This window comes from Haloechinothrix salitolerans (assembly GCF_042662605.1).
Classification (GTDB): domain Bacteria; phylum Actinomycetota; class Actinomycetes; order Mycobacteriales; family Pseudonocardiaceae; genus Haloechinothrix_A; species Haloechinothrix_A salitolerans.
In genome coordinates, this window is the sequence record NZ_JBHSXX010000001.1 from 3,381,139 (window position 1) to 3,408,086 (window position 26,948).

Below are 26,948 nucleotides of genomic sequence, written 5' to 3' on the forward strand. Positions count from 1 at the left end.
TGAGTAGACGCTTTCCGTGACTGCTCATCCGACGCAGTGGTGTGCGAGCGGATGTCCGTGTGGAGAGGCGCACGGACATGTGTCAACCGCACCAAAGGGCTGGCTCCTCGCGGAGCGGACAGAAAGGACGTTCAGCATGAAGCAGTGGGCAAGACGGGCGGTCGCACTCGTCGCGGCGTCGGCGTTCGCGGCGCTCGGTGCCGCGCCGGGGGCGGTGAACGCGCAGGAGGCGGTGACGATCCAGCCCGGCGTGTCCATCGAGTCCGACGGCGGGTATTGCACGCTGAACTGGATCTACGACGGCGAGGACGCGCTGGCCGGTTCCGTGTACGGCGGCACAGCGGCGCACTGCGTGACGTCGGTCGGGGAGCGGATCTCGCTGGCCACCGGCAGCCTCGGCGACCCCATCCAGGAGTTCGGCACGGTGGCCTACATCGACGACAACCTCGACTACGCCTTCATCGAGATCGACGCCGCGCTGCACGACGCGGTTGACCCCGCGATGAAGGGGCACCCGGCCATCCCGACCGGCGTGTCGACCACCGAGACCGCCAACGTCGGCGACACCATGCAGTTCTCCGGCAATGGTGTCGGCTTCCACCTGCTCTCACTGACGCGGGAGGAGCGCACCGGCATCCTGCACTCGAACGACGGCACGCAACACTACGTGATCGGCGCGGTCAGCCCAGGCGACTCCGGCGGCCCGGTCGCGGATGTCACGGACGGTAACAAGGCGTTCGGCATCGTTAACACCGTCGGTGTCGGTATTAATGGCCTGCCCTACGCGGGTGAGGGCGGCGTCTCGCTGGAAGGCATGTTCGCCGACGCCGCGGAGGCTGGCTTCACCGTTCGGTTGCGCACCGTGTGACGGCGGTGAGCGACGGCGGCGCCGGGTGGGACGAACCCCCGGCGCCGCTGGCATTTCGGCTCACTGCACGCGGCCGGTCGGCGGTGGGAGCTGGTAGGTGTACTGCGTTTCCACGTCGAGTACGCCTGGCACCGTGGTCAGCGATCCGAGGTTGGACTCGTCGCACGTCCCTGTGATGGTGGAGAGCGTGTCGAGCACGGAGTCGACATCCAGCCCATGCTCGCTGAGCTGGGCCGCGATGTCCGCCATCGTCTCGGGTTCTTCGGTGTCAACGGAGACGATGACCTTGCGCAACGATGCCACCGCCGACCTCCTGTGCTTCGGGGCGCGCCATCAAACGGTTTCATGGTGCCTGAACCAATCCTGCACCAACATCCGTAGAAGGCAATGGCAGCCGGGCAGCGGATTGGCTCAACCGGGCCCACAACTCCCATGCTGTCCCTTGATGCACCTCGGCCGTCAAGGCGGCGACGCCCGCGGCGTGCGGCGTCGCCATGCTTGTGCCACTGAGGGTGTGATGCCGCTGTGGCATCGGCCAGCTCGAGTGCACATCGACGCCAGGACCGACGATGTCCACCGCACCGGAGTCCGGCAGCGTGCCCGCCGAGAAGTCGCCAACCTTGAACTCCTGGTCGATCGCGCCGATCGCCATGATGGTCGGGCAGTTCGCTGGGTGGCTGACCGGCGCGATCAGGCCATCGGAGCGGGCGCTCTCGTTGCCAGCGGCGGCCACGATCAGCGTGCCCTTGTTCATCGCGCGGCGGGCGGCGCGTTCGAAGGTCACCGACGGCGGCTGGCCCGGTTGGACCGGCGCGCCAAGCGACATCGATACCACGGTGCAGCCGTTCTGCACTGCCCACGCGATGCCGGCCAGAATGTCGCCGTCGGTCCCGGCGCCCGCGTTGTTGAGCACCTTGCCTGCGTAGATCTCGGCCGAGGAGGCGACGCCGTAGCCCGGGCCGAGATCAGGTCTGCGTGGCCCGCACGCTGTGCCGATGACGTGAGTGCCGTGTCCGTGGCCGTCGTTGGCGTCCTCACCGTCGACGAATGACCTGGCGACGAGCTCGCGGTCGACGAAATCGGGGTGGTCGATGTCGATCCCGGTGTCGAGCACCGCTATCCGCACGCCCGCGCCGGAGGCCGCGCTTGCGGGGGCGTTGATGGCGCGCAGGCCCCAGGTGAAGGTGGCTTCCTCGGAGTCGATGCTCGCCGGATGGGACGCCGGGGTCGAGATCGCGTACACCATCCGGTCCGGTTCGATCATGGCGATCGGTCCTCGGTTGGCGAGGGTGCCGCGCAGCGCGTTGATCTGGTCGGTGGCCGCCGTCACCACCGCGACACCGAGGTCGGCCCACAACACCCCGCCAGGCAGGTACGTCAAGCCGTCGCCGGTCTGTGTGGCGATCTCGCCGCTGTGGACCGCCCTGATGCCGGCGACGTTGGTCATGGCGCGCGTGCCTTCGTCGGCCGCGTCCTCCTCGAACAGTACGAGGTACCGCGCCACGCCACTGCCGTCATCCTGCTGTGTCATGAACCGCCACCCACTGTGTACGACCTGCTGTGTTCTGTAAGTCCATGATCGCTCAGCGTGGTTACAAAGTCACAGGGGCCGGTGCGGGAATCCGCCGGAAAGGCTAACGGATAGTGATGACTAGCTCACCTATTCGTTATAATGACGCGGGCACCGCGTGCTGGAGTGAACGTGATGTTTCGCGGTTTAACCTGTTCACGCCGGGTGCGGTCCGGTTCGAGGTGATAGCGACCGAGCACAGCGCGTAGTACTTCAGTTGCTTCCATCAGGGCAAAACCCGCACCCAGGCACCGGCGGACACCGCCCCCGAACGGCAGCCAGTTCCGTGGCGACGTCGAGCCGTCCAGGAATCGTTCCGGACGGAAGGACTCAGGGTCATCGTGCTGCGCGGGGTCGGTTTGCACCACACCGATCGCGGGCATGATCGTCGTTCCCTCGGGCACGTGGAAGCCGCCAACGGTCACCGGCTCCGTGGTACGCCGCGCGACCTCGTAGATCACCGGCCGTAGCCGCATGGCCTCCTTCGCGACGGCCTCCAGGTAACGATCGTCGCCGGTGTCCGCGGCGTGGGCCGCGCGAGCCTGCGTCTCGGGGGAGCGCGCCAGTTCGTGCCAGCACCACGCCAACGCCGTCGCCGTCGTCTCGTGGCCCGCGAGCAGCAGCGTGACGAGCTGGTCCCGCAACTCGGCGTCGGTCAGCGGTGCCTCGCCCTCGGTATCGGTCCGCAACAGTCGGGACAGCACGTCGGTGCGGTCTGCGAGATCGGGCGCGACGCGGCGCTCGGCGATCTCGGCGTAAAGCAGCTTGTCGGAGCGCAGTAGCAGCTCCCGGTTGCGGCGCCAGCGGCCGACGCGCTGCATCCGCTCGTTGTGCCAGCCGAAGATGTCCAGCGCGCTGATATCGATGACGCCGCCGAGCGTGTGGCGCAGTTCATCCAGCCGGGGGCTGGCGCTGACGCCGAGCACCACGCGCAGGATCACCTCGAACGTCAACCGCTGCATGCTGGTGTGGGAGCGGAACGGTCGCCCCGCAGGCCAGCGCGCGACCTCCCGCTCGGCGATGTCGGCGACCATGGCCCGGTACCCGCGGAGTGCGGCACCGGTGAACGGCGGGGTGAGTAGCGTGCGGATGCGGCGGTGCTCATCCTCATCTGTGGTCAGCACCGAATGCTCGCCCATGACTGGCTTGAGGATCTGGTTGCCTTCCCCCGCGTGAAACGTCGTGACGGGGCCGGAGAACAGCTCTTTGATGTCATCGGGGTCGGAGATGCTGACGACGTCGCGCTCGGGGAAGACCTTGAAGGCGAACACCGAGCCGTAGCGCCGGTGCAGCAGCCGCAGTAGCCGGTGGCGCTGGGTGGCGAACAGGATCGACTGCGGCGCGATCGGCAACCGGGGACCGGGCGGCGTCGGCCGCTGATCTGCCTGATCGTGCCGCGGACGGAGTGTGCTGGCTGTCATCGGACCTCCGTTGGTCGACGTCGATGTCGCACTGGCCCCGATTTATACGCGCGTATAAACGGCGTGTCCAGGCCAAGGCCGTACGCTTGGGGCGTGGGACATCGCGAACAACTGCTCGCCGCGGCACGCCGGTTGCTGGAAGACAAGGGGTACGCGCACATCACCGCACGCGACCTTGTAGCGGCCTCGGACACCAACCTCGCGTCGATCGGCTACCACTTCGGCTCCAAGGCCGGGCTGTTGAACGCCGCGATCGGCGAGATCTTCGACGAATGGACCGACCAGCTCGCTGAGATCGCGATGCGCGCCGCCGTGGCGACGCCGGTGGAGCGTGCCCACATCACGTGGTCGGCGCTGCTCGACGGGCTCGACAACAAACGCGCGCTGCTGCTGTCGTTCATGGAGGCGTTCGCGCAGGCCGACCGCAGCGACGAGCTGCGCGCCCAGTTCGCGCGGCAGTATCAGCAGATCAGAGGACGAGTAGCGGGGCTGGTCGCCGAGTCGCTGGACGGGCAGATCGACGCGGACGAACCGCGGACCAAAGCCGTCGCGAGCTTCGTCATCGCCGTCTGCGACGGGCTGGCGATGCAGTGGCTGCTCGACCCCGTGAACGCGCCAACCGGCGACGAACTGCTGTCCGGGCTCGAACTGCTCTGGCAGGCCTCGACGGGGACGTCGGGGAGCGGTCACCGCACGGACTCCTCGACCAGCGCCCCGAGTAGGCCGCCGTCCCACGGCGCGGACTGACGGGAGAGAACCCGTACGCTCGAAGGCATGCAGACCTGGTCGTCCGTTCCGGTACCGAACGTGCCGGGAACCCCTCGCGAACTCCGGCTGTACGACACGGCGACGGCGTCCGTGCGCCCTGTCGCTCCTGGCCGTACCGCCCGCATGTACGTCTGCGGCATCACACCGTACGACGCCACCCACCTGGGCCACGCCGCCACGTATCTGACATTCGACCTGGTGTACCGGCAGTGGCTCGACGCTGGTCACGACGTCCACTATGTGCAGAACGTCACCGACATCGACGACCCGCTACTGGAGCGGGCCGAGCGGGACCAGGACGACTGGGTCGTGCTCGCGATGCGGGAGACCGCGCTGTTCCGTGAGGACATGGAGGCGCTGCGAGTGCTGCCGCCGAGGGACTTCATCGGCGCCGTCGAGTCCATTCCGGACATCGTCGAGATCATCGACAAGCTGCTGGCCACCGGGGCGGCCTACCGCGCGGACGACCCCGAGTACCCCGACGTCTACTTCGACCACACCGCCACCGGCCGGTTTGGCTACGAGTCCAACTACGACGAGCACCTCATGGCCGAGTTGTTCCCCGAGCGCGGCGGTGACCCCGACCGGCGAGGCAAGCGGCACCCACTCGACGCGCTGCTGTGGCGGATGCGGCGTGACGGCGAGCCGTACTGGGACAGCGCGCTTGGGCAGGGCAGGCCGGGATGGCACGTCGAGTGCAGCGTGATCGCGGTGAACCGGCTCGGGTTCGGTTTCGACATCCAGGGCGGCGGGTCCGACCTGGCATTCCCGCACCACGAGTTCAGCGCCGCGCACGCCGAGGCCCTGGCTGGTGATCACCCGTTCGCGCGGTTCTACGTGCACGCGGGCATGATCGGACTCGACGGCGAGAAGATGTCGAAGTCCAAAGGCAACCTGGTCTTCGTCTCGAAACTGCGCTCGGAGGGGGTGGAGCCCGCCACGATGCGGCTGGCGCTGTTCGCCGGGCACTATCGTTCCGATCGCCAGTGGACGCGCCAGCTGCGGGACACGGCGGAGGCACGGCTCGCGCGCTGGCGGGAGGCGGTATCCCTGGACGCCGGTCCGAACGCCACCGGCACCATCGACCGGCTCCGCGAGCACCTGGCGGATGACCTGGACACGCCGAAGGCGCTCGCGGCGATCGACGCCTGGGCGGACGACGCCCTCACCCGGCGCGGCACGGACACGGGCGCGCCCGTCGCGATCCGCACCGCGGTCGACGCCCTCCTCGGCGTGGTGCTGTAGTGGCGGCGCGACTCGCGGGTTACGTCGCGCTGGAGGGGCCGCCGCCTCTGCGCCTGCGGAGGTAGCGCTCGAAGTCGGCGGCGATCTGCTCGCCGCTGGTCTCCGTCAGGTCGACCTCGGCGTCACCGCGCTCCTCAAGCGAACGGACGTACTCGCTGACCTCGTCGTCCTCCTCGGCCAGTTCGGACACCGTGCGCTGCCACTCCTCTGCCTGCTCCGGCAGCGACCCGAACGGTATCTCCAGGTCGAGCACGTCCTCCAGCTTTCGCAGCATCGCCAAGGTGACCTTCGGCGATGGTGACTGCGAGACGTAGTGCGGCACGGCGGCCCAGATCGAGATCGCCGGGATACCCGCCTGGACGCATGCGTAGTGCAACACGCCGGTGATACCGGTCGGTCCCTCATAGTTGGTGGACGCGAAACCATGCCGCTCGGCCGACTCCGCGTCGTACCCGGCGCCCGTGATCCGCACCGGACGGGTGTGCGCGGTGTCGGCGAGCAGTGACCCCAGTGTCACGACGGTCGACACGCCGAGCCGCTGCGCCTTGTCGATCAGCTCATCGCAGAACGCGCGCCAGCGCAGGTTGGGCTCCGGGCCTTGTACCAGCACCAGGTCCTGGTCAAAGCCCGCGGGCGAGCATCGCGACAGCAGCGTCGTCGGCCAGTCGATCCGCCGGGTGACCCCGTCCACCATGTGGACGGTCGGCCGGCTCACCTGGAAGTCGTAGTAGTCGTCCTGGCTCAGCTCGTCGACGGCGGTGGCCTCCCACGACAGCTGGAGGTGCTCGATCGCGGCACTAGCGGCCTCACCTGCGTCGTTCCAGCCTTCGAACGCCACGACCATCACGGTGGCCGAGCCGGACGTGTCGTTGGCCGATGTCGGTTCGTGCGCTTCGGGATCGGTCACCCGCCCAGCCTACGACCACCCGGGGCTCGCGCGGGACCGTAGTCTCGTCTGTATGGACGATGCCGCAGCGCACTCCCCGTTCCTCGCCGCGGTGACACGGCGCGTCGTCGTCGCCGACGGCGCCATGGGTACGGCGCTGCAGGCGCATGACCTCACGCTGGACGACTTCGCCGGCCTTGAAGGCTGCAACGAGATCCTCAACGTGACCAGGCCGGACGTCGTGCGCGGCATCCACCGTGGCTATCTCGACGCCGGCGCGGACGCGATCGAGACCAACACGTTCGGGGCGAATTACGGAAACCTCGCCGAGTACGACATCACCGAAAGGATCCGCGAGCTCGCGGAGCGAGGTGCGGCCCTTGGCCGCGAGGTCGCGGACGATTACGCCACACGCGAACACCCCCGATTCGTGCTGGGCTCTGTAGGTCCCGGCACCAAGCTACCGACGCTGGGGCACGCGCCGTTCACCACGTTGCGCGACGCCTACCGCGAGCAGGTCGCCGGAATGCTCGACGGCGGTATCGACGCGGTGCTGGTGGAGACCACGCAGGACATCCTGCAGACCAAGGCCGCGATCATCGGCGCGAAGCGCGCCATGGCGGCGCACGGCGCCCGCGTGCCGATCCTGGCGTCGATCACCGTCGAGACCACCGGCACCATGCTGCTCGGCACCGAGGTCGGCGCGGCGCTGACGGCGCTGGAACCGCTCGGCATCGATGTCATTGGGCTGAACTGCGCGACCGGTCCCGCCGAGATGAGCGAGCACCTGCGACAGTTGTCCCAGCAGGCGCCGATGCCGCTGTCGGTCCTGCCCAATGCCGGACTTCCCGAACTGGGTCCGGACGGCGCGGTGTACCCGCTCGGTCCGGAGGAGTTCGCCACCGCGCTCGCCGGGTTCGTCCGCGAGTTCGGTGTCACGCTGGTGGGTGGTTGTTGCGGCACCACACCGGAGCACATCCGTCAGCTTGTGGCAGCCATCGCCGATGCTGTCGACGTCGAGCCCGCCGCGCGGGAGCCACGGCTTGATGCGGGGCTGTCGTCGCTGTATCAGGCCGTGCCGTTCGCCCAGGACGCCTCGGTGCTGATGATCGGGGAGCGGACCAACGCCAACGGCTCGAAAGCGTTCCGCGAGGCGATGATCGAGGAGCGCTACGGCGACTGCGTCGAGATCGCCCGCGCGCAGACCCGCGACGGCGCGCACGTGCTCGATCTGTGCGTCGACTACGTCGGACGGGACGGCGTCGCGGACATGCGCGCGCTGGCGTCCCGGCTGGCCACGGCATCGACGTTGCCGATCATGCTCGACTCCACCGAACCGGAGGTGCTGGCCGCCGGGCTGGAGCACCTCGGCGGGCGGTGCGCGGTCAACTCGGTCAACTATGAGGACGGCGACGGCCCCGACTCGCGGTTCCAGCGCACTATGCGCGTCGCCGCCGAGCACGGCGCCAGTGTCGTCGCGCTGTGCATCGACGAAGATGGCCAGGCGCGCACGGCCGAGTGGAAGGTGCGGGTCGCCACCCGGCTGATCGAGGATCTGACGACCAACTGGGGGATGCGCGAGAGCGACATCATCGTCGACTGTCTGACGTTTCCGATCTCCACAGGGCAGGAGGAGGTGCGCGGCGACGCCATCGCCACCATCGAGGCGATCCGCGAACTGAAACGCCGTCACCCCGATGTGCGGACCACGCTTGGCCTGTCCAACGTGTCCTTCGGGCTCAACGCGGCGGCGCGGCAGGTGCTGAACTCGGTGTTCTTACACGAGTGCGTCGAGGCCGGTTTGGACACCGCGATCGTGCACGCGTCCAAGATCGTGCCGATGGCGCGGGTTCCCGACGAGGCGCGTGAGGTCGCGCTCGATCTCGTCTATGACAGACGCAGCTCGACGTCCGAAGACGGCGGAGCCGGTTACGACCCGCTGCAACGGCTGATGGCGCTGTTCGAGGGCAAGACGGCGGCATCGAGCCGGGAGTCGCGGGCGGCCGAGTTGGCCAGGTTGCCGCTGTTCGAACGGCTGGAACGACGGATCGTTGAAGGGCACCGCGGGGAACTCGAAATCGACTTGGACGCGGCGCTGGCGGAGAAGTCCGCGCTGGAGATCATCAACGACACGCTGCTGGCTGGCATGAAGACCGTCGGTGAGCTGTTCGGCTCCGGCCAGATGCAACTGCCGTTCGTGCTGCAATCCGCCGAGGTGATGAAAGCCGCGGTGGCGCACTTGGAGCCGCATATGGACAAGGCCGACGCCGGCGGGAAGGGCACGATCGTGCTGGCCACGGTCAAGGGCGACGTCCACGACATCGGCAAGAACCTGGTCGACATCATCCTGTCCAACAACGGCTACGACGTCGTCAACCTCGGCATCAAGCAGCCGGTGACCGCGATCCTGGAGGCAGCGGACGAGTCCGACGCGGACGCCATCGGGATGTCCGGGCTGCTGGTGAAGTCCACGGTGATCATGAAGGACAACCTCACCGAGATGAACTCGCGCGGGGTCGCGACGCGCTGGCCGGTGCTGCTCGGCGGGGCGGCGCTGACGCGGTCCTACGTGGAGAACGACCTCGACGAGCTTTACCAGGGCGAGGTCCGCTACGCGCGCGACGCCTTCGAGGGGCTGCGGCTGATGGACGGCGTCATGGCGGCCAAACGCGGCGAGGCACGCCCGCTGGACGAGGCCGAGGAAGCCAAGCGGGCAGAGCGCAAGGCGCGCCGGGAGCGGTCGTTGCGGATCGCGGCGCAACGCAAGGCCCATGGGCGGGAGGCTCCGACCGAGGCCCCGGCACGCTCCGATGTCGCCACCGACGTCCCGTTACCGGCCCCGCCATTCTGGGGAACGCGCGTCGTCAAGGGAATCCCGGTCGCGGACTACGCCGCGTTCCTCGACGAGCGGGCGACGTTCATGGGGCAGTGGGGGCTGAAGGGCTCGCGTATCGGCGACGGCCCCACGTACGAGGAGCTGGTCGAGACCGAGGGGCGGCCCAGGCTGCGGTACTGGCTGGACCGGCTCACCACCGACGGAGTGCTGGCGCACGCGGCCGTCGTCTATGGCTACTTCCCGTGCGTGGCTGAGGGCGACGACGTCGTGGTGCTCGCCGAGCCGGACGCCGATGCCGCCGAACGCGCCCGGTTCGCCTTCCCCCGCCAGGGCAGGGGAAGGCGGCTGTGTCTCGCGGACTTCTACCGGCATAGGGAGCTGGCTCGGGAGCGCGGCGAGGTAGACGTCCTGCCGCTGACGCTGGTGACTATGGGGCAGCCGATCGCGGACTACGCCAACGACCTGTTCGCCGCCAACGCCTACCGCGACTACTTGGAGGTGCACGGGCTCGGGGTGCAGCTCACCGAAGCGCTGGCGGAGTACTGGCACACTCGGGTACGGCGCGAGCTACGATTCGCGTCCGGCGTCGCCGTTGCCGCCGAAGACCCCGCCGACATCGAGGAGTTCTTCGCGCTCGGCTATCGAGGCGCGCGGTTCTCGCTCGGCTATGGCGCCTGTCCGAACCTGGAGGACCGTTCGTTGATCATGCGACTGCTCGACCCCGAGCGCATCGGGGTGAAGTTGTCCGAGGAGTTCCAGCTGCACCCGGAACAGTCAACCGACGCGATCGTGGCGCACCACCCCGAAGCCACGTACTTCAACACGTGACCGGCTCGATGTCTGGATACGACGCGCCCGCCATTCTTGGCAACGGCGGCTGGGACGCCGTGCTGTTCGACATGGACGGCACACTCGTTGACTCGGAGAAGCTGTGGGACATCGCGCTCGGTGAGGCGGCCGAGCGGCTGGGTGGCGTACTTTCGCGCGACACGCGAGAGCGGATGCTCGGCAGCCACACCGAGGCGACGCTGCGGATGCTGTTCGACGACGTTGGTGTCGAACCCACGCCGGGGCTTCGCGCCGACGTCGCGCGGTGGCTGGAGACGCGGATGGGCGAACTGCTCAGCGGCGAGCTGCCGTGGCTGCCCGGCGCGCGGGAGGCGCTTGCCGACGTCCGGCGCTCCGGGGTGCCTACCGCGCTCGTGACCTCCACCGTGCGGACGCTCACGGACCTCGCGCTGGTCAGTATCGGACGGCGGAACTTCGACGTCACCGTATGCGGCGACGAGGTCGATGGCCACAACAAGCCGCACCCGGAGCCGTACTTGCGGGCCGCGCGGAAGCTCGACGTCGATCCGGCGCGGTGCCTGGCGATCGAGGACTCGCCGACCGGGGTGGCCGCCGCGTCCGCCGCTGGCTGCACGGTCGTGGTCGTTCCAGGAGAGCTGACCGTCGACCCCGGTGACCGGCGGGTGTTCGTGGAGTCCCTGGCGGCGGTCCGTCTGGTGTGACCCGAGCCGCGCCCACACCGGGCCGACTCAGCGGCGCGGGGGCGCGGATGCGAGGATCAGCGCGTGAAGACCTTCGATGACCTGTTCGCCGAGCTGACCGACCGCGCCGCGAGCCGTCCCGAGGGCTCCGGCACCGTGACGGCGTTGGACGCTGGCGTGCATGCGCAGGGTAAGAAGGTGCTCGAGGAGGCGGGCGAGGTGTGGCTCGCGGCCGAACACGAGTCTGACGACCGCCTCGCCGAGGAGATCTCGCAACTGCTGTACCGGGTGCAGGTGCTGATGCTTGGCCGAGGACTCACGCTCGACGACGTCTACCGGTACCTGTGAGGAGGCCGAATCCCATGCTGCGCGTAGCGGTACCGAACAAGGGCGCGCTGGCCGGTCCCGCGTCGGAGATGCTGTCCGAGGCTGGCTACCGGCAGCGGCACGAGTCCCGCGACCTGACCGTGCTCGACCCCAACAACGACGTCGAGTTCTTCTTCCTGCGCCCGAAGGACATCCCCATCTACGTCGGCTCCGGCGAGCTCGACCTGGGCATCACCGGCCGCGACCTCGCGCTGGACTCGACGGCGCCAATCGAGGAGCGGCTCCAGCTCGGCTTCGGCGGCTCGACATTCCGCTACGCCGCCCCCGCTGGCAGGGAGTGGAAGCTCGACGATCTCGCCGGGAAGCGGCTGGCGACGTCGTACCCGAACCTGGTGCGCGACGACCTGGCGGCGCACGGCGTCGAGGCCGAGGTGATCCGGCTGGATGGCGCGGTGGAGATCTCGATCCAGCTCGGCGTCGCCGAGGCGATCGCCGACGTCGTCGGGTCCGGCAGGACGCTGCGGCAGCACGGCCTCATCGCGTTCGGGGACCCGATCTGCACGTCCGAGGCGGTGCTTGTGCAGCGCGCTGGCAGTAACGGCTCGCCAAACGAACGCGAGAAGGCGCAGCTCACCGCCCGGTTGCAGGGCGTGGTGTTCGCGCAGCAGTACATGATGCTTGACTACGACTGCCCAAAGGAGCTCCTGGAAGGCGCCATCGCGATCACACCGGGCGTCGAGTCGCCCACGGTAGCGCCGCTCGCCGAGGACGGCTGGGTCGCGGTGCGCGCGATGGTGGCGCGCAAGCACGTCAACAACATCATGGACGAGCTGGCCGAGTTCGGCGCGAAGGCGGTGCTGGCCTCCGACATCCGCTCCTGCCGGATGTAGGATCGCGCGGTGTCGCGTCGCTCGGCCGCCATGGACGTCGCTCAGCGGCGGCGGGCCATCGTCACACCGTCGGACAGCGTCAGCACCACCAACTCAACCCGGTCATCGGCGGCGGCGTGGTCGTTGAACTCTCTGATCACGCGCGTGGTCTCGTCCGGCTCGGCGTCGGCTACGCGACCGTGCCACAGCGTGTTGTCCACCAGCAGCACTCCGCCAGGTCGCATTCGGGGGGCGAGCTCCTCCCAGTACGCGATGTAGGACTCCTTATCAGCGTCGATGAACGCCAGATCGATCGCGGGCTCGTCCGGCAGCGCCCGCAACGTCTCGATCGCGGGCGCGATTCGCAGGTCGATGCGGTCGGCGACGCCCGCCCGTTCCCAGTGCTCGCGGCCGATCGACGTCCACTCCTCGCTGACGTCGCAGCACAGCAGCTTGCCGTCGTCGGGGAGCCCGCGCGCGATGCACAGCGCGGAGTACCCGGTGAACGTGCCGACCTCGACGGCGAACCGCGCGCGGGAAAGCTGGGTCAGCAGGGTCAGGAACGTGCCCTCATCGTGGGAGATGCGCATCCCGGCGTGTTCGGCGGCGGCGCGCTCGGTGGCGTCGATGAGCGCGCGCTGGACGGCGTCGGGTTGCGTGCTGTGGGCGAGCGCGTACTCCTGCAGTCGTGCGTCGACGGCGATCGAGCGGCCCGCCGCGGAAACGTCGGTCATGTCCGATGATTCGGACCCGCGAGCAGTCCTCATGGCCGCGACTCTACTGTCGTGACGCCTAGGTCAGCAGCACTGCCTGGAGCCAGCAGCTGCCGAGCGCCAGCGGCGTGACGTCCAGCAGTGTGACGTCCAGCAGTGTGATGCTCAGCGGCGGGACCGCTTTGGCATCAGGTCGTAGAGGCCCTTGCGGGCGCCGGTGTCATTGCGGTTGCGGGCACCGGCAACCTCGTTGATGAAGTCCTCGAAGACGAACTCCTCCGACGGCTGTGGCACCGAGGCCGAAGGGGAGTGCTTGCGGTAGCTCTCCAGGGTCGCCGCGATCTCGTGCAGCGCCCCGGTCTGGGCGCAGTGCGGCGCGAACGTGGTGATCGGGATGCCGCGAGAGGCTGCCTCGTTGACGACGACGCCCATCGCGATGTGCGGCAGTACCTGGATGCCCATGGCGTGCAGCTCCCGCATCGCCGCCTCGGCGTAGCCGGACATCGGCCTGCGGTAGAGGCCTGGCACCAGGCCGTAGTACTGCACCGGATCCCGGTTGATCAGCTGTTCAAGGTGGTGCACCTGCTCCCGCAGCAGTCGCAACGCCCTGATGCTGGTGCGGTCCGGCTGTACCGGCACCAGCACCCCGTGAGTGGCGGCGAGCGCGTTATTGGTCAACAGGTCCAGTGCGGGCGGACAGTCGATGATCACGTGGTCGTAGTGGGCGAACTGCAGCACTCGAGCCAGCTCCCAGCCGGGCATGCGGAACTGGTCCAGCCTGCGAACCAGGTCGAACATTCCGGGTGCGGTGGGGATGACGTCGAAGCAGCCGCCTTCTCCCACATTGGCGCGCGGGTGGGGGACAACCAGTTCCTCGACGGGGCCCTTCCACATCTTGGCCAGTGCCATCGGCAGGCTCGGTTTGCCTGCCGGTGTCTCCGGCAGCCCGAGGAACTCTGTCGTGGCGTGTCCCTGCGGATCGAGATCGACCAGCAGGACGCGCTTACCCTGTTCGGCGAGTGCCGCTGCGGTCCCCACACTGAGTGACGTCTTGCCGACGCCACCCTTCTGGTTGACCACCGAGGTGATCTGCATAACCACGGTACTTGTCCCCGATCGTGGTCGAACGATAAGTACGTTTCGGTGTGACAGTTGCTGTCCGTGCCTGTAGCACCGTAGTCGATCAGAGCATGTTCACGCTCCGGAACGCGTCCGCGACACACCCACGGTGGTCCTCTCGGCCCCGCATGCCACGCTCAGTCGGCCCGATCGAGGACGGTCTCGTCGCCGCCGTCCGGCTCCGGCCAGCCGGGGTACTCCGGCGGTGTGCCGCCGAATTCAGGGCACCGGGCCTGGTGATCACACCAGCGGCATAGCTTGCTCTTGCTCGGCCGGAAGTCACCCGACTTCCCCGCTCGCAGGATGGCCTGCCAGATAGCCTCCAGCGTGCGCTCGAACCGGCGCAGCTCGGCCTCGTCCGGCGTGTAGGTCAGTGACTGCCCGTCGGTGAGATACATGAGTTTGAGCTGGTCCGGCACCGCGCCCCGTAACCGCCACAGCACCAAGGCGTAGAACTTCATCTGGAACATCGCCTTGATCTCGCCGATCTCCCGAGGCGCCGCCCCCGTCTTGTAGTCCACGATGCGGACTTCACCCGTTTCGGCGACGTCGATGCGGTCGACGTAGCCGCGCAGCCGCACACCGGAGCCCAGCTCGACCTCCACCCGCTCCTCGCAGGCCTGCGGCTCCAGCGCGCTCGGGTCCTCAAGACCGAAGTAGGTGTCGAGGAGTTCGCCCGCCGAAGCGAGCCAGTCCGACTCGGCGGTCGCGGCGTCGTCAGCGTCGCCCGAGAACAGCGCGGCCCACTCCGGATTCTCCGCAGACAGCTCCGCCCACAGCGGATCGACGAGTTCCTTGGCACGCGCGGGCACCCGCTCCTCGGCAGGCAGTGCGAACAGCCGTTCCAGCACCGCGTGCACCAGCGTGCCGCGCACCTGCGCCTTGCTGGGCGTCTCCGGGATCTTGTCGACGGCACGGAAGCGGTAGAGCAGCGGGCACTGCTTGAAATCGCTCGCCCGTGACGGTGAGAGCGCTGGCTTGCGCCGTTCCGCCGTCTCGGCGGCCGCTGGCAGCTCTGTGGCGGACTGGGTCATGCCCTTCCCATCTTCGTGTCGCGACGTGCTCGGTCGTGTTTGGCAACCCTAGAACAGAGGACCGACAACTCTCGGCACGACACGGGGCACGGTTGGTAACCGGACGGTGTCCGTGGTTGGTATCACGTGCGTCCCACACTGGACGCTTTAGGCTTTGGTTCGTGATAGCCAGGAACGGACCAGGCGCGCGGCGCAGGTCGATGCTTGTTGACGCGGACGGTGGGCTACTGCTGTTCCGCGTCAGTGGCGTACCCGTGCTGCTCGCGCCGTCCTGGTGGCTCGGCTCGCTCGTCGTGGTCGTGCTGTACGCGCCGCTGGTGGGCAGGCTGCTGCCTGGTGCTGGCCCCGGGCTGTCCTGGACGTTGGCGGTGGCGTTCGCGCTGCTGCTCGGTGTGTCGGTGTTCGCCCACGAGCTGGGTCACACTCTGGTGGCGTTAAGGATGGGCATCCCGGTGCGGCGGTTGCGCTTGTTCCTGCTCGGCGGGTTGTCCGAGGTCGCCCGCAGCCCGAAGCGACCAGCGCACGAAGGGTTGGTCGCGGTGGCGGGGCCCGTGGTGTCGCTGGTGCTGGCGGGTGGCTGCGCGTTGTTACTGCTGACGGTGCCGTCCGGGGCGACGTGGCTATTGGTGGCGCAATGCGCGGTGGCCAACCTCGCGGTCGCGGTGTTCAACCTCCTGCCCGGCCTGCCGCTGGACGGCGGGCGAATGTTGCGCGCGGGCGTGTGGGCGATGACCGGCGCGAGGGCGAGCGGTACCCGGGCGGCGGTTGTCGGTGGCTGGCTGGTCGCCGCCGCGCTTGGCGTGTGGGCGCTGGAAGGCTTGGCCAACGGTAGCGAGGACCGCTGGCTCCGGCTCGGTGTCTGCGTCGTCACCGGCTGGTTCGTGCTCACCGGGGCGAACGCCGAGCTGTCCGCGGAGCAACGGCGCGGCTGGCCGCCCGATCTGAACATCGCCGAGCTCATGCTGCCGGTGCTGCAACTGCCCGCGGAGAGCCCGGTCTCGGATGCCTTGGCGGCGTCGGCGGGCAGGGGTGTGGTGCTGGTGCGTGCCGACGGCGTCGCGGCAGGGCTGCTCGATACTGTGGAGGCACAGCGACTGGCGGCTCGGACGCCGAGGGCTCCCGCCGAGCAGGCAGCCGAACAGGTGCGCGCGGACTCCGTATTGCTGCTCTCCGAACCGGGGGAGGAGATCGCCGAGCGGGTGCGTGAGACGGCCGCGTGGCAGTTCCTCGTCGTCGACGACGACGGCAGACCCGCGGGCGTGTTGCGGCGTGAGGACCTGCGCCACGCCATCGCGCGGCGGCGCTCGCACTGAGCTGGCCCGCTGGCCGGTGATGCCGACCGCGTCACGCTAGGCGGGACCTGGCGGGTACCTCGGGGGACGAGGTCTGCGACGATCAGGCGTCCGGTGAGCCGCGATAGGTACGAAGAACCGCAGGAGGGCGTGTGTCGGGTGGAGGCCCGTTTCGGGCAGGGGATCGGGTGCAGTTGACCGACCCCAAGGGGCGGCGCTACACGATCGTGCTCGCTGAGGGCGAGAAGTACCACACTCATACCGGTCAGCTCGCCCACGACGATCTCATCGGCCAGGACGAGGGCACCGTGGTGCGGTCCGCGGGTGGGACGTCGTTCCTCGCGCTACGGCCGCTGCTGAGCGACTACGTGCTGTCCATGCCGAGGGGCGCGCAGGTCATCTACCCGAAGGACGCCGCGCAGATCCTGATGTGGGGCGATATTCATCCCGGCGCGCGAGTGCTGGAAGCGGGCGCGGGGTCCGGCGCGCTGACCTGTTCACTGCTGCGCGCCGTCGGCGGCGAGGGCAGCGTGACCTCCTACGAGGTGCGGGCGGACCACGCCGAGCACGCCGAACGCAATGTCGAGCGATTTTTCGGCGAGCGCCCCGAGAACTGGACACTGCATGTGGGCGACATCAACGAGCACTCCGGGGCGGTGGACCGCGTCATCCTCGACATGCTGCCGCCGTGGGAGGTACTGCCCACCGTGGCGGAGCACCTTGTGCCAGGTGGGGTGTTGGTGGTCTACGTGGCCACGGTGACGCAGCTGTCCCGGGTAGCGGAGGCGCTGCGAGACCAGCGCTGCTGGACCGAGCCGCAGGCGTGGGAAACGCTGCACCGGCCGTGGCACGTCGTCGGGCTCGCGGTCCGGCCGGAGCACAAGATGCAGGCCCACACGGCGTTTCTGCTCACCGCGCGCAGGCTCGCGCCAGGGGTCGAGACGCCGAAGGTGCAACGCAGGCCAAGCAGAGGCTGAGTGAGCTCAGCCGGCGCACCAGCCCCCGTCCTTCCGGCTGGCGACCATCGTCTCCGTGCGCGTATCGCCGTCGATGGTTATCTCAAGGGGCGCCGTTGCCGTGTCGCCGTCGATCACGGGATCGCCGAGCACCTCTACGTGGGCGTCCCGAGGCATGTCGCTGAAGTCGACCCTGGCGTCCCCGCAGCTGACCTCTCGCGCGAGGTCCTCGTCTCTGGTGTTGATCGCGGTGGCGACGTCCTCGGCAAGCTCGCGCACGATCGCGACGTCCTCGGCGCTGCCACCGTCGGCTGGCGCCGGCACACCTCGTTGGGGTCGTGGCGACGGCTTGGGTGGCTGCTCCCGCACCGAGGGCGCCTCGGACTCCTGGTCGGCGGCGCTCGCCACCTGTCCGCCGGAGGTCGTGTCGTCGAGGAAGTATCCAGGCGCCAAGAACCCGGTAATGGCGACCGCGGCCACCGCGAGCAGCACCAGAGTCAGGGTGATGCCCGCGATCACGCCGGTCTTGTTCGACCTCGGCGGGCCGGGTGGTCGAGGGGGCGGGTACCCGTGCTGCCAGGGGTGGCCCTGCTGGCCGTGGGGACCGTGCGGCCCTGGCGGCTGTGGCGGGTAGGTCATGGTTGACGTCCTCGTGGTGTGACGGCCAGTCGAGAGTGGACGATATCGCGAGCGGGGCGACTCGACTCGTCGCGTCCGGCCGTGCCCTGGGACCGCGGCGCGGTTAGTCCGGTTTCGAGACGGCGGTCACGAAGCACCACCGCTGACCGTCCCAACGCAACCGCATGGCACCGGTGCGGCGCTTGTCGCTGTCGCTGACGACGAACGGGACTTCCGCGGTGAATCCGACGATTCGGGGTGCGCCGTCGCGCGCGAAACGCACGGTTTCGGAGAAACCGGTGAACAGGTCATCGGTGATCGCGGTGCGGTCACACGCCCACGCTCGCAGTGGTGCGCTGTCCCGCTCGTTGTAGGCGGTGAGAATCCGATCGGCCGCCGCGCGCACCTGCGGTGCGCCACCAGGCCCCGGTGTGGGCGGTCGCGTCGCGCCGTCCTGGAAGGATGTCGAGTCCGCGAGCGCGCTCGCGGACCGCTGGCCCGTGGCCGCGTCGCGCGCCGGGTCGTTGTCCCGCGCCATGAAGAGCATGACGACGACCAGTGTCGCGGCGGAGATGATCGCGCCCCACGCGACTACCGCGGCGACCCTGTCGTCCGATGGTGTTCGCCGCATGGTCATCAGGAGCTGATGCCCGAGGCGCACCAAGCGCCGTTGGCACGGCGCAGTGTCAGCGTGACCGTTTTGCTGGTATCGGAACGGCGGAGGGTGAGCGCGACTTTCGCGTCGCTGCCGTCGATGCGGGGTTCGCCGGCGACCGACACGGTGAGGTCGTCGGGAAAGCCGTCGTAGTCGGCCTGCCGTTCATTGCTCGGGTCGCAGGAGACTGGTTTCACCGTGGCCGCGTCCCGGTTGTTGATACCCGCTATGACCGCGTCGGTGATGCGGCGGATCTCCTGCTCCTCGGATCCGGGTGGCCGCGCCCCCGGTGTCTCGGAAGCCTCGGCGGGCGCGGCGTCCTGGGGCCGCGTGCTCGATGGCGACGTCGTATCGCTGGGGGAGGCGTCCGCCGCGAGCGAACTGTCCTTGTCGGCGGTGTCGTCACGGAAGTAGCCGGGCTGCCAAAAGCCGGTTATGCCAACGGCCGTGCCAGCGAGCAGTAGCAGGGCGAGCGTGATGCCGACGACCATCCCCGTCTTGCCGCCGCGGTTCGGGGGTTCCGGAGGCGGTGGGGGGACGTCGCCCGGTGGCGTGCCGTAGCCGGGCCGCGGGTGGGGGTAGATCCCACCGGAGTAGCCGCTGTGCTGATCCTGGTATGGCCGCCCATAACCGCCGGATTGGCCCTGGTACGGCTGGTTCGGGAACTGCCCCCGGTACTCGGGCTGGCCGGGGTAGGGCTGCTGGGGCTGGCCCGGCTGACCGGGGTGTCCAGGGTACTGCTGACCGGGATAAGGCTGACCGGGATAAGGCTGGCCAGGGTAGGGCTGACCGTATCCGCCCGACGGACCGTACGGACCGGGCTGCGGTGGATAGGTCATCGCGTTCCCCTCGTTTCTTGGCGGACGCCGTGCGCCTCCGCGTCCTTCCCTCGCGCCGCGACGCGCCCGGGCCGTGAACCGTTATCGAACGGTAGCTGCGCTGTGAGTATGCGGGAGCGCTTCAGCAGGGTGGCATACCGGGAGTCGCCACCCGCCGACGGGGAAGGGCGCCAGATTCGTTCGCTGTCATCCGTGAGGCTTATTGGTTCGGTACGCCACGTACGACGCCGTGAACTGTCAGTGACGACCGCGTCGATTTCTGGTGTACCTGCTCGGAGCATTGCGTTCATCTCTACCTCGTGATCTTTACACGACGCGCCCGTACTGTGATGTCGAAGGGCTTTGCATGTCCGTGATCGCCGGTACCGTTGAGGGAAATAGCGCGCGAGGAGGTGCGGCATGCAACAGGACCGCCCCGGTGGCAGGCATGAGGAAGCCGACCCAAGAGAGAGTGGCGGCACGGCGGAAGCGCCTGCCGCGAGTGATGCCGAAGTCACCCAGGAACAGGAGCGGCAGATCCGGTTCCTCGAGGAGGAAGTCGCTCTGCTGCGGCGCAGGGCCGCTGGTTCGCCCGAAAGCGACCGCGTCCTTGAGCAGCGCCTCGCGGAGGCTTCGGAGCGAATAGGCCAGCTCACCGAACGCAACGCCAAGCTCGTGGAGACACTGCGCGACGCGCGGAGTCAGCTGATGGCCTTGCGCGAGGAGGTCGACCGGCTGGCGCAACCGCCAAGCGGGTACGGCGTGTTCCTTGAGCGCTATGAGGACGGCACGGTCGACGTGTTCACCTCAGGGCGCAAGATGCGCGTGTCGGTCTCGCCGACTGTCGACGTCGAGTCGTTGCGGCGCGGCCAGGCGTTGCGGCTCAACGAGGCGCTGACCGTCGTCGAGTCCGGTGACTACGAGCGCACCGGTGAGGTGTACGCGCTGCGCGAGGTGCTGCCCCCGTTGATCGAGGATGGCCCGTCGCGGGCGCTCGTCGTCGGTCATGCCGATGAGGAGCGCGTCGTGTGGCTGTCCGACCCGCTCACCGAGGACGTGCTCAAGTCGGGCGACTCGGTGCTCGTCGATAGCAAGGCGGGTTATGCCTACGAACGAGTGCCGAAGGCCGAGGTCGAGGACCTCGTGCTGGAAGAGGTGCCCGATGTGCGCTACGAGGACATCGGTGGCCTTTACCGGCAGATCGAGCAGATCCGCGACGCGGTGGAACTGCCGTTCCTGCACGCCGACCTGTACCGCCAGTACCAGCTCCGCCCGCCGAAGGGCGTGCTGCTCTACGGTCCGCCCGGCTGCGGGAAGACGCTGATCGCCAAGGCGGTCGCGAACTCGCTGGCCAAGCAGGTCGCCGAAGGCAAGGGTGAGGGGATGAAGGACGCCAAGTCCTACTTCCTCAACATCAAGGGCCCTGAGCTGCTGAACAAGTTCGTCGGTGAGACCGAGCGGCACATCCGGTTGATCTTCCAGCGGGCGCGCGAGAAGGCGTCCGAGGGCACGCCGGTGATCGTGTTCTTCGACGAGATGGACTCGATCTTCCGCACCCGAGGCAGCGGTGTGTCGTCCGACGTCGAGACGACGATCGTGCCGCAGTTGCTGAGCGAGATCGACGGCGTCGAGGGTCTTGAGAACGTCATCGTCATCGGCGCGTCCAACCGCGAGGACATGATCGACCCGGCGATCCTGAGGCCAGGCAGGCTCGACGTGAAGATCAAGATCGAGCGGCCGGACGCGGAGGCGGCGAAGGACATCTTCTCCAAGTACCTGCTCGAGGGCCTGCCGATCCACGCGGACGACCTCGCCGAGTTCGGTGGCGACACCAAGGCGACCGTCGACGCGATGATCCAGCACACCGTCGAGCGGATGTACGAGGAGAGCGACGACAACCGCTTCCTCGAGGTCACCTACGCCAACGGCGACAAGGAGGTGCTGTACTTCCGAGACTTCAACTCTGGCGCGATGATCGAGAACATCGTGGACAGGGCGAAGAAGGCGGCCATCAAGTCGGTGCTTGAGACCAAGCAGCCCGGCCTGCGGGTGCAGCATCTGCTTGACGCGATCGTCGACGAGTTCGCCGAGAACGAGGACCTGCCCAACACCACCAACCCGGATGACTGGGCCAGGATCTCGGGCAAGAAGGGCGAGCGCATCGTCTACATCCGGACCCTGGTCACCGGCAAGAACCAGGATTCGGGCAGGGCGATCGACACCGCCACGAACACCGGCCAGTACCTGTAGGTCATCGGCACGAAGCAGGGCGGGAATGCCACGCGGCATTCCCGCCCTGCGTTATGCGCGCCAGGCTTGCCCGGCGAGGGGTCAACACGCCTGTCGGGCGGCACGGCGCGACACGGTGGCCGTAGGGTGGAGGGCGGGTACCCCAGGTGTGGCCTGAGATTGGAGACTGCATGCGGCGGATCATGGGAACCGAGGTCGAGTACGGCATCGCCGTGCCGGGAGACGCCACGGCGAACCCCGTGCTGACGTCGACGCAGATCGTGCTCGCCTACGCCGCCGCCGTCGACATCCCGCGCTCGCGCAGGGCGCGCTGGGACTACGAGGTGGAGTCGCCACTGCGGGACGCGCGCGGCTTCGACCTGACCGGTCCCAACACCCAGCCGCAGGACCCCGACGTCGAGGACCTTGGTGCCGCCAACGTGATCCTCACCAACGGCGCCCGGCTCTACGTCGACCACGCGCACCCGGAGTACTCCGCCCCCGAGGTCACCAATGCTTGGGATGCCGTCATCTGGGACAAAGCGGGCGAGCGGGTCATGGAGCAGGCCGCGATGAAGGCCGCCACGGTGCCTGGTCAGCCCCGACTGCAGCTCTATAAGAACAACGTCGACGGTAAGGGCGCCAGCTACGGCACGCACGAGAACTATCTCATGGCGCGCTCGACGCCGTTCACGTCGGTGATCGGCGGTCTCACGCCGTTCTTCGTGTCCCGTCAGGTCGTCACTGGCTCGGGCAGGGTCGGCATCGGCCAGCAGGGGGAGGAGGACGGCTACCAGCTGTCCCAGCGCTCCGACTACATCGAGGTCGAGGTCGGGCTGGAGACCACCCTCAAGCGCGGTATCATCAATACTCGCGACGAGCCACACGCCGACGCCGACAAGTACCGCAGGCTGCACGTCATCATCGGTGACGCCAACTTGTCGGAGTACTCGACCTACCTCAAGCTTGGCACCACCGCGCTGGTGCTGGACATGATCGAGGGCGGCGTCAGTTTCGATGACCTCAAGCTGCGCGAACCGGTGCGCGCGGTGCGTCAGATCAGCCACGATCCGACGCTCAAGGCCACCGTCGAACTAGCGGACGGTCGGAAGTTCACCGGCCTCGACCTGCAGCGGGCGTACTACGACCGCGCGGTGGAGTTCGCGGAGCGCGAAGCCAGCGAGCTGTCCGACACCGACCGGCACGTGCTCGGCGTCTGGGGTGAGGTGCTTGACGCGCTGGCCCGTGACCCGGACGAGTGCGCCGACCGGCTGGACTGGGTCGCCAAGCTGCGGCTGATCGAGGGCTACCGGTCACGGGACAAGCTGGGCTGGGCCGCCCCCCGGCTGCACCTGATCGACCTGCAATATTCCGACGTTCGCCTGGACAAGGGTCTCTACAACCGCCTCGTCACGAGGGGCACGATGAAGCGCCTCGTCGACGAGGACGACGTGCAGGCGGCCATCATGAACCCGCCGCAGGACACGAGGGCGTACTTCAGGGGTCGTGCGCTGGAGAAGTACGCCGCCTCGATCGCGGCGGCCTCGTGGGACTCTGTCATTTTCGATATCGGAAAGGAATCTCTCGTCCGTATCCCGACACTCGAACCATTGCGGGGTACGAAAGCGCACGTCGGAGCGTTGCTGGACGAGGCGGAAACGGCCGAACAACTTGTCGAGGCGCTCACATCGTGATGGTGTCGGCATCGCGGATCTGCCGTGTTGTCGGCTGTCGCGGGTAATCTGGTCCGTAGAGAACTCGATCAGGAGGCGTTCATGGCGCAGGAAAAGATTGAGAAGCACGGCGGCGGGGACTCCGACGACGAGACAGAAGGCGCTGCTCCAGCGGGTCAGGAGCGCAGGGAACAGCTCGGTGAGGACGTCGACACCATCCTCGACGAGATTGACGACGTGCTCGAGGAAAACGCCGAGGACTTCGTCCGCGCGTATGTGCAAAAGGGCGGGCAGTAGCCTCGTGCGCGGTCGGACATAGTCCGGGCTAACCTGAGTTCGTCGCCAGCAGCTAGTCGAAGATGGGAATCACGAGCACGTATGGATCACACCTCGGCCGCCGCGGCACGCGGCCCGCTGTCCGCTGCTTACCTGACAACCGGCACGTCGTCGTTCACCGATTTCCTCAGCGCGCAGGCGCCTAACCTGCTGCCGTCGCGGTCCGTAGGCGAGGGCGCGCTACCGGACGTCCCGCACGGCACCACGATCGTCGCGCTCACCTTTGATGGTGGCGTGCTCATCGCCGGCGACCGTAGGGCCACCGCGGGCAACGTCATCGCCGCGAGGGATCTGGAGAAGATCTTCATCACCGACGAGTACTCCGCTGTAGGGATCGCGGGAACGGCGGGCATCGCGCTCGAGATCGTGCGGCTCTACGCCGTCGAACTCGCCCACTACGAGAAGATCGAGGGCGTCTCGCTGTCGCTGGACGGCAAGGCGAACAAGCTCGCCACCATGGTCCGCTCCAATCTTGAGGTCGCCATGGCGGGCCTGGCTGCCGTGCCGATGTTCGTCGGCTTCGACCCCGACGCCTCGGATCTGTCGTCGGCGGGCCGCATCATCTCGTTCGACGTCACTGGGGGGCGTTACGAGGAGCGCGCCGGGTTCCACGCGATCGGCTCGGGCGCGCCCTACGCCAAGTCGGCGTTGAAGAAGCTCTACGACTCGTCGGCGGACAAGGACGCGGCGGTTCGCAGCGCGGTGGCTTCCCTCTACGACGCGGGCGACGACGACACCGCGACAAGTGGGTTCGACATGGTCCGGCGCATCTATCCGCAGGTCGTGACCATCACCGCCGCGGAGGGGGCGGTGCAGGTGCCGGAGTCGGACCTGGCGTCGGTCGCCGAGTCCGTCGTCGCCGAGCGCAGCGAGGCGGGTGGCTGAGGCCGTCCCCGTCGTCCACTGAAACTCCGTCCCGAGACTTCCCGACCTTTCTCGATCCGCACAGAGTGGAGCCAGAACCGTGACGATGCCGCTGTATGCCTCGCCCGAGCAGCTGATGCGCGACCGCTCGGAGTATGCCCGCAAGGGCATCTCTCGCGGGCGCAGCGTCGTGGCGATGAAGTACGCCGACGGCCTGCTGTTCGCGGCGGAGAACCCGTCGACGACGTTGCACAAGATTTCCGAGATCTACGACCGGATCGGCTTCGCGGCGGCGGGCCGCTACAGCGAGTACGAGAGCCTGCGGCGCGCCGGTATCCGCCACGTCGACCTGCAGGGCTACGCCTACGACCCCAGGGACGTCTCCGCCCGCCAGCTCGCCAACGTCTACGCACAGACGTTGGGGTCGATCTTCACCGAGCAGGTCAAGCCGTTCGAGGTGGAGCTGGCCGTCGCCGAGGTCGGCGCGGAGGCCGCCGACGATCAGCTGTTCCGGCTGACCTACGACGGCTCCATCGTCGATGAGCCGCAGTTCCTGGTGATGGGCGGGCAAACCGATCCGGTGGTCGCCAAGCTCAAGGAGAGCTACACCGACGTTCCGAGCCTGCGCGATGCGATGGGCCTGGCTGTCGCGGCGCTCAAGGCGGGCCTGAGCAACGGCGCGGAGCTGGGCAAGCTGGAAGTGGCCGTGCTGGAGCGCCATCGGCCCAAGCGGGCGTTCCGGCGCCTGACTGGTGCGGTGCTCGACGACCTGCTGTCCGGCGGCTCCGGCGGTAAGGGCGGCGGCAAGGGCTCGGGCAAGGGCGGTGCCAAGACCAAGGCGAAGTCTGAGGGCGGCGAAGCGGGCGCGGACGACGCTACCGAGTGAACCCGCCGTATCGGGCGGTGATCACGCTGGGCGACGGGTCACGAAACAGTGGCTCCGCCTAATTGGCTCACCGCTTTTCGCCCGCAAGCACATAGCATTGGGGTATGCAGCGTCGGATATACGGCCTCGAAACCGAGTTCGGGGTCACGTGCACCTTTCACGGCCAGCGCAGACTCTCGCCCGACGAGGTCGCGCGATACCTGTTCCGCAGGGTGGTGTCGTGGGGGCGCTCGTCCAATGTTTTCCTGTCGAACGGCTCCCGGCTGTATCTCGACGTGGGCTCGCACCCGGAATACGCGACTGCCGAGTGTGACGATCTGACCCAGCTCGTCACGCACGACAAGGCGGGCGAACGGATCCTGGAGGATCTGCTGGTGGACGCCGAGCGCAGGCTGGCGGACGAGGGCATCGGTGGCGACATCTACCTGTTCAAGAACAACACGGACTCGGCGGGTAACTCCTACGGGTGCCACGAGAACTACCTCGTTGGTCGCTCCGGTGAGTTCTCCCGCATCGCGGATGTGCTGTTGCCGTTCCTGGTCAGCCGCCAGCTGATCTGCGGGGCGGGCAAGGTGCTGCAGACCCCGCGCGGCGCGGTGTACTGCCTGTCGCAGCGCGCCGAACACATCTGGGAGGGCGTCTCCAGCGCCACCACCCGGTCGCGGCCGATCATCAACACCCGCGACGAGCCGCACGCCGACGCGGAACGGTATCGCAGGCTGCACGTCATCGTGGGCGACTCGAACATGGCCGAGCCGACCACGCTACTCAAGGTCGGTACCGCGAACATCGTGCTGCAGATGATCGAGGAGGGCGTGCAGTTCAAGGACTTCACGCTGGACAACCCGATTCGGGCGATCCGGGAGATCAGCCATGACCTGACCGGGCGCAGGCGGGTGCGGCTCGCGGGCGGCAGGGAAGCATCCGCGCTCGACATCCAGCGGGAGTACTACGCGCGCGCGGTGCGACACGTCGAGGCCAACGGCGCGACACCCACCACGGAGCGGGTGGTGGACCTGTGGGGCAGGGCCCTTGACGCGGTCGAGACGCAGGACTACAGCGGCATCGACACCGAGGTGGATTGGGCGATCAAGCACCGGCTCATCGAGCGGTACCGCAACAAGCACGGTTTCGACCTGTCCAGCCCGCGTATCGCGCAGCTGGATCTGGCCTACCACGACATCAGGCGCGGCAGAGGGCTGTTCGACATGCTCCAGCGGAAGGGTCTGGTCAAGCGGGTCACCGACGACGGTGAGATCGAACTCGCCAAGGACACCCCACCGCAGTCCACCCGCGCGAAGCTGCGTGGCGACTTCATCGCGGCGGCGCAGGCGGCGCAGCGCGACTTCACAGTGGACTGGGTGCATCTCAAGCTGAACGACCAGGCGCAGCGAACCGTGCTCTGTAAGGACCCGTTCCGCAACGTCGACGAACGAGTGGAGCGGTTGATCGCGAGCCTGTGACCGCTTCCTGCT

At 68.1% G+C, this 26,948-nt stretch carries 25 protein-coding genes; 15 read left to right on the forward strand and 10 right to left on the reverse strand.

Going from position 1 to position 26,948, the window contains the following annotated elements:
* Nucleotides 1-136 precede the first annotated feature (136 nt).
* On the forward strand, nt 137-868 hold the full coding sequence (locus ACFQGD_RS16070; RefSeq protein ID WP_345390586.1) for a trypsin-like serine protease: 732 nt from the start codon (nt 137-139) through the stop codon (nt 866-868).
* A 60-nt stretch (nt 869-928) separates the two neighbouring features.
* On the opposite strand, the gene ACFQGD_RS16075 is transcribed toward ACFQGD_RS16070, so the two are convergent.
* From ACFQGD_RS16075 to ACFQGD_RS16085, 3 genes are all read right to left on the reverse strand, one after another.
* On the reverse strand, nt 929-1,171 hold the full coding sequence (locus tag ACFQGD_RS16075; protein ID WP_345390589.1) for a hypothetical protein: 243 nt from the start codon (nt 1,169-1,171) through the stop codon (nt 929-931).
* Between the two features lie 40 nt (nt 1,172-1,211).
* Nucleotides 1,212-2,399 carry a S8 family serine peptidase gene (locus ACFQGD_RS16080; protein WP_345390592.1) on the reverse strand — a complete coding sequence of 396 codons (1,188 nt, stop codon included), beginning with the start codon at nt 2,397-2,399 and terminating at the stop codon, nt 1,212-1,214.
* A gap of 125 nt (nt 2,400-2,524) precedes the next feature.
* Nucleotides 2,525-3,859 (reverse strand): cytochrome P450, encoded by a 1,335-nt coding sequence (locus ACFQGD_RS16085; RefSeq protein WP_345390595.1) that lies wholly within the window; start codon nt 3,857-3,859, stop codon nt 2,525-2,527.
* A gap of 93 nt (nt 3,860-3,952) precedes the next feature.
* Between ACFQGD_RS16085 and ACFQGD_RS16090 the strand changes: the two genes are divergently transcribed.
* Nucleotides 3,953-4,606, forward strand: coding sequence for a TetR/AcrR family transcriptional regulator (locus ACFQGD_RS16090; RefSeq protein ID WP_345390598.1), 654 nt, complete (start codon nt 3,953-3,955; stop codon nt 4,604-4,606).
* Nucleotides 4,607-4,633: 27 nt separating this feature from the next.
* Nucleotides 4,634-5,872, forward strand: coding sequence for a cysteine--1-D-myo-inosityl 2-amino-2-deoxy-alpha-D-glucopyranoside ligase (gene mshC / locus ACFQGD_RS16095; protein ID WP_345390601.1), 1,239 nt, complete (start codon nt 4,634-4,636; stop codon nt 5,870-5,872).
* Nucleotides 5,873-5,891: 19 nt separating this feature from the next.
* Here mshC and ACFQGD_RS16100 read toward each other — a convergent pair whose 3' ends face one another.
* Nucleotides 5,892-6,716 (reverse strand): PAC2 family protein, encoded by an 825-nt coding sequence (locus ACFQGD_RS16100; protein WP_345390836.1) that lies wholly within the window; start codon nt 6,714-6,716, stop codon nt 5,892-5,894.
* 115 nt (nt 6,717-6,831) lie between these two features.
* On the opposite strand from ACFQGD_RS16100, the gene metH reads away from it, so the two are divergent.
* The 4 genes from metH (at nt 6,832) to hisG (ending at nt 12,301) form a co-directional block, all read left to right on the forward strand.
* Nucleotides 6,832-10,422, forward strand: a complete 3,591-nt coding sequence (metH, locus tag ACFQGD_RS16105) for a methionine synthase (RefSeq protein ID WP_345390604.1) — start codon at nt 6,832-6,834, stop codon at nt 10,420-10,422.
* 8 nt (nt 10,423-10,430) lie between these two features.
* Nucleotides 10,431-11,105, forward strand: coding sequence for an HAD family hydrolase (locus ACFQGD_RS16110; RefSeq protein WP_345390839.1), 675 nt, complete (start codon nt 10,431-10,433; stop codon nt 11,103-11,105).
* A 63-nt stretch (nt 11,106-11,168) separates the two neighbouring features.
* Nucleotides 11,169-11,432, forward strand: a complete 264-nt coding sequence (locus ACFQGD_RS16115; RefSeq protein ID WP_345390607.1) for a phosphoribosyl-ATP diphosphatase — start codon at nt 11,169-11,171, stop codon at nt 11,430-11,432.
* Nucleotides 11,433-11,446: 14 nt separating this feature from the next.
* Nucleotides 11,447-12,301: an ATP phosphoribosyltransferase gene (hisG, locus tag ACFQGD_RS16120; RefSeq protein ID WP_345390610.1), complete on the forward strand. Its 855-nt coding sequence runs from the start codon at nt 11,447-11,449 to the stop codon at nt 12,299-12,301.
* A 41-nt stretch (nt 12,302-12,342) separates the two neighbouring features.
* Here hisG and ACFQGD_RS16125 read toward each other — a convergent pair whose 3' ends face one another.
* From ACFQGD_RS16125 to ACFQGD_RS16135, 3 genes are all read right to left on the reverse strand, one after another.
* Nucleotides 12,343-13,047 carry an O-methyltransferase gene (locus ACFQGD_RS16125; RefSeq protein ID WP_345390613.1) on the reverse strand — a complete coding sequence of 235 codons (705 nt, stop codon included), beginning with the start codon at nt 13,045-13,047 and terminating at the stop codon, nt 12,343-12,345.
* A 111-nt stretch (nt 13,048-13,158) separates the two neighbouring features.
* Nucleotides 13,159-14,088: a ParA family protein gene (locus ACFQGD_RS16130; protein ID WP_345390842.1), complete on the reverse strand. Its 930-nt coding sequence runs from the start codon at nt 14,086-14,088 to the stop codon at nt 13,159-13,161.
* A gap of 161 nt (nt 14,089-14,249) precedes the next feature.
* A complete protein-coding gene (locus ACFQGD_RS16135; protein WP_345390616.1) occupies nt 14,250-15,146 on the reverse strand; it encodes a RecB family exonuclease in 897 nt (298 codons plus the stop codon).
* Nucleotides 15,147-15,346: 200 nt separating this feature from the next.
* Here ACFQGD_RS16135 and ACFQGD_RS16140 point away from each other — a divergent pair, with 200 nt between their 5' ends.
* Both ACFQGD_RS16140 and ACFQGD_RS16145 read left to right on the forward strand, forming a co-directional pair.
* On the forward strand, nt 15,347-16,459 hold the full coding sequence (locus ACFQGD_RS16140) for a site-2 protease family protein (protein ID WP_345390845.1): 1,113 nt from the start codon (nt 15,347-15,349) through the stop codon (nt 16,457-16,459).
* 131 nt (nt 16,460-16,590) lie between these two features.
* Nucleotides 16,591-17,415 (forward strand): tRNA (adenine-N1)-methyltransferase, encoded by an 825-nt coding sequence (locus tag ACFQGD_RS16145; RefSeq protein ID WP_345390619.1) that lies wholly within the window; start codon nt 16,591-16,593, stop codon nt 17,413-17,415.
* Between the two features lie 6 nt (nt 17,416-17,421).
* Here the strand turns inward: ACFQGD_RS16145 and ACFQGD_RS16150 are convergent, their stop codons facing one another.
* The 3 genes from ACFQGD_RS16150 to ACFQGD_RS16160 all read right to left on the reverse strand — a co-directional run bounded on the left by ACFQGD_RS16150 (nt 17,422) and on the right by ACFQGD_RS16160 (nt 19,506).
* Nucleotides 17,422-18,033, reverse strand: coding sequence for a hypothetical protein (locus tag ACFQGD_RS16150; protein WP_345390622.1), 612 nt, complete (start codon nt 18,031-18,033; stop codon nt 17,422-17,424).
* 103 nt (nt 18,034-18,136) lie between these two features.
* Nucleotides 18,137-18,643, reverse strand: coding sequence for a hypothetical protein (locus tag ACFQGD_RS16155; RefSeq protein WP_345390625.1), 507 nt, complete (start codon nt 18,641-18,643; stop codon nt 18,137-18,139).
* 5 nt (nt 18,644-18,648) lie between these two features.
* Complete coding sequence (locus tag ACFQGD_RS16160) at nt 18,649-19,506, reverse strand: hypothetical protein (RefSeq protein WP_345390628.1); 858 nt, start codon at nt 19,504-19,506, stop codon at nt 18,649-18,651.
* Between the two features lie 399 nt (nt 19,507-19,905).
* On the opposite strand from ACFQGD_RS16160, the gene arc reads away from it, so the two are divergent.
* The 6 genes from arc to pafA all read left to right on the forward strand — a co-directional run bounded on the left by arc (nt 19,906) and on the right by pafA (nt 26,936).
* Nucleotides 19,906-21,735 carry a proteasome ATPase gene (gene arc / locus ACFQGD_RS16165; RefSeq protein ID WP_345390631.1) on the forward strand — a complete coding sequence of 610 codons (1,830 nt, stop codon included), beginning with the start codon at nt 19,906-19,908 and terminating at the stop codon, nt 21,733-21,735.
* A 170-nt stretch (nt 21,736-21,905) separates the two neighbouring features.
* Nucleotides 21,906-23,408, forward strand: a complete 1,503-nt coding sequence (dop, locus tag ACFQGD_RS16170; protein ID WP_345390634.1) for a depupylase/deamidase Dop — start codon at nt 21,906-21,908, stop codon at nt 23,406-23,408.
* Nucleotides 23,409-23,489: 81 nt separating this feature from the next.
* Complete coding sequence (locus ACFQGD_RS16175; protein WP_034271855.1) at nt 23,490-23,684, forward strand: ubiquitin-like protein Pup; 195 nt, start codon at nt 23,490-23,492, stop codon at nt 23,682-23,684.
* Nucleotides 23,685-23,765: 81 nt separating this feature from the next.
* On the forward strand, nt 23,766-24,608 hold the full coding sequence (prcB, locus tag ACFQGD_RS16180) for a proteasome subunit beta (protein ID WP_345390640.1): 843 nt from the start codon (nt 23,766-23,768) through the stop codon (nt 24,606-24,608).
* Between the two features lie 79 nt (nt 24,609-24,687).
* Nucleotides 24,688-25,473, forward strand: coding sequence for a proteasome subunit alpha (gene prcA / locus ACFQGD_RS16185; protein WP_345390643.1), 786 nt, complete (start codon nt 24,688-24,690; stop codon nt 25,471-25,473).
* Nucleotides 25,474-25,577: 104 nt separating this feature from the next.
* On the forward strand, nt 25,578-26,936 hold the full coding sequence (gene pafA / locus ACFQGD_RS16190; protein ID WP_345390646.1) for a Pup--protein ligase: 1,359 nt from the start codon (nt 25,578-25,580) through the stop codon (nt 26,934-26,936).
* Nucleotides 26,937-26,948: the final 12 nt, after the last annotated feature.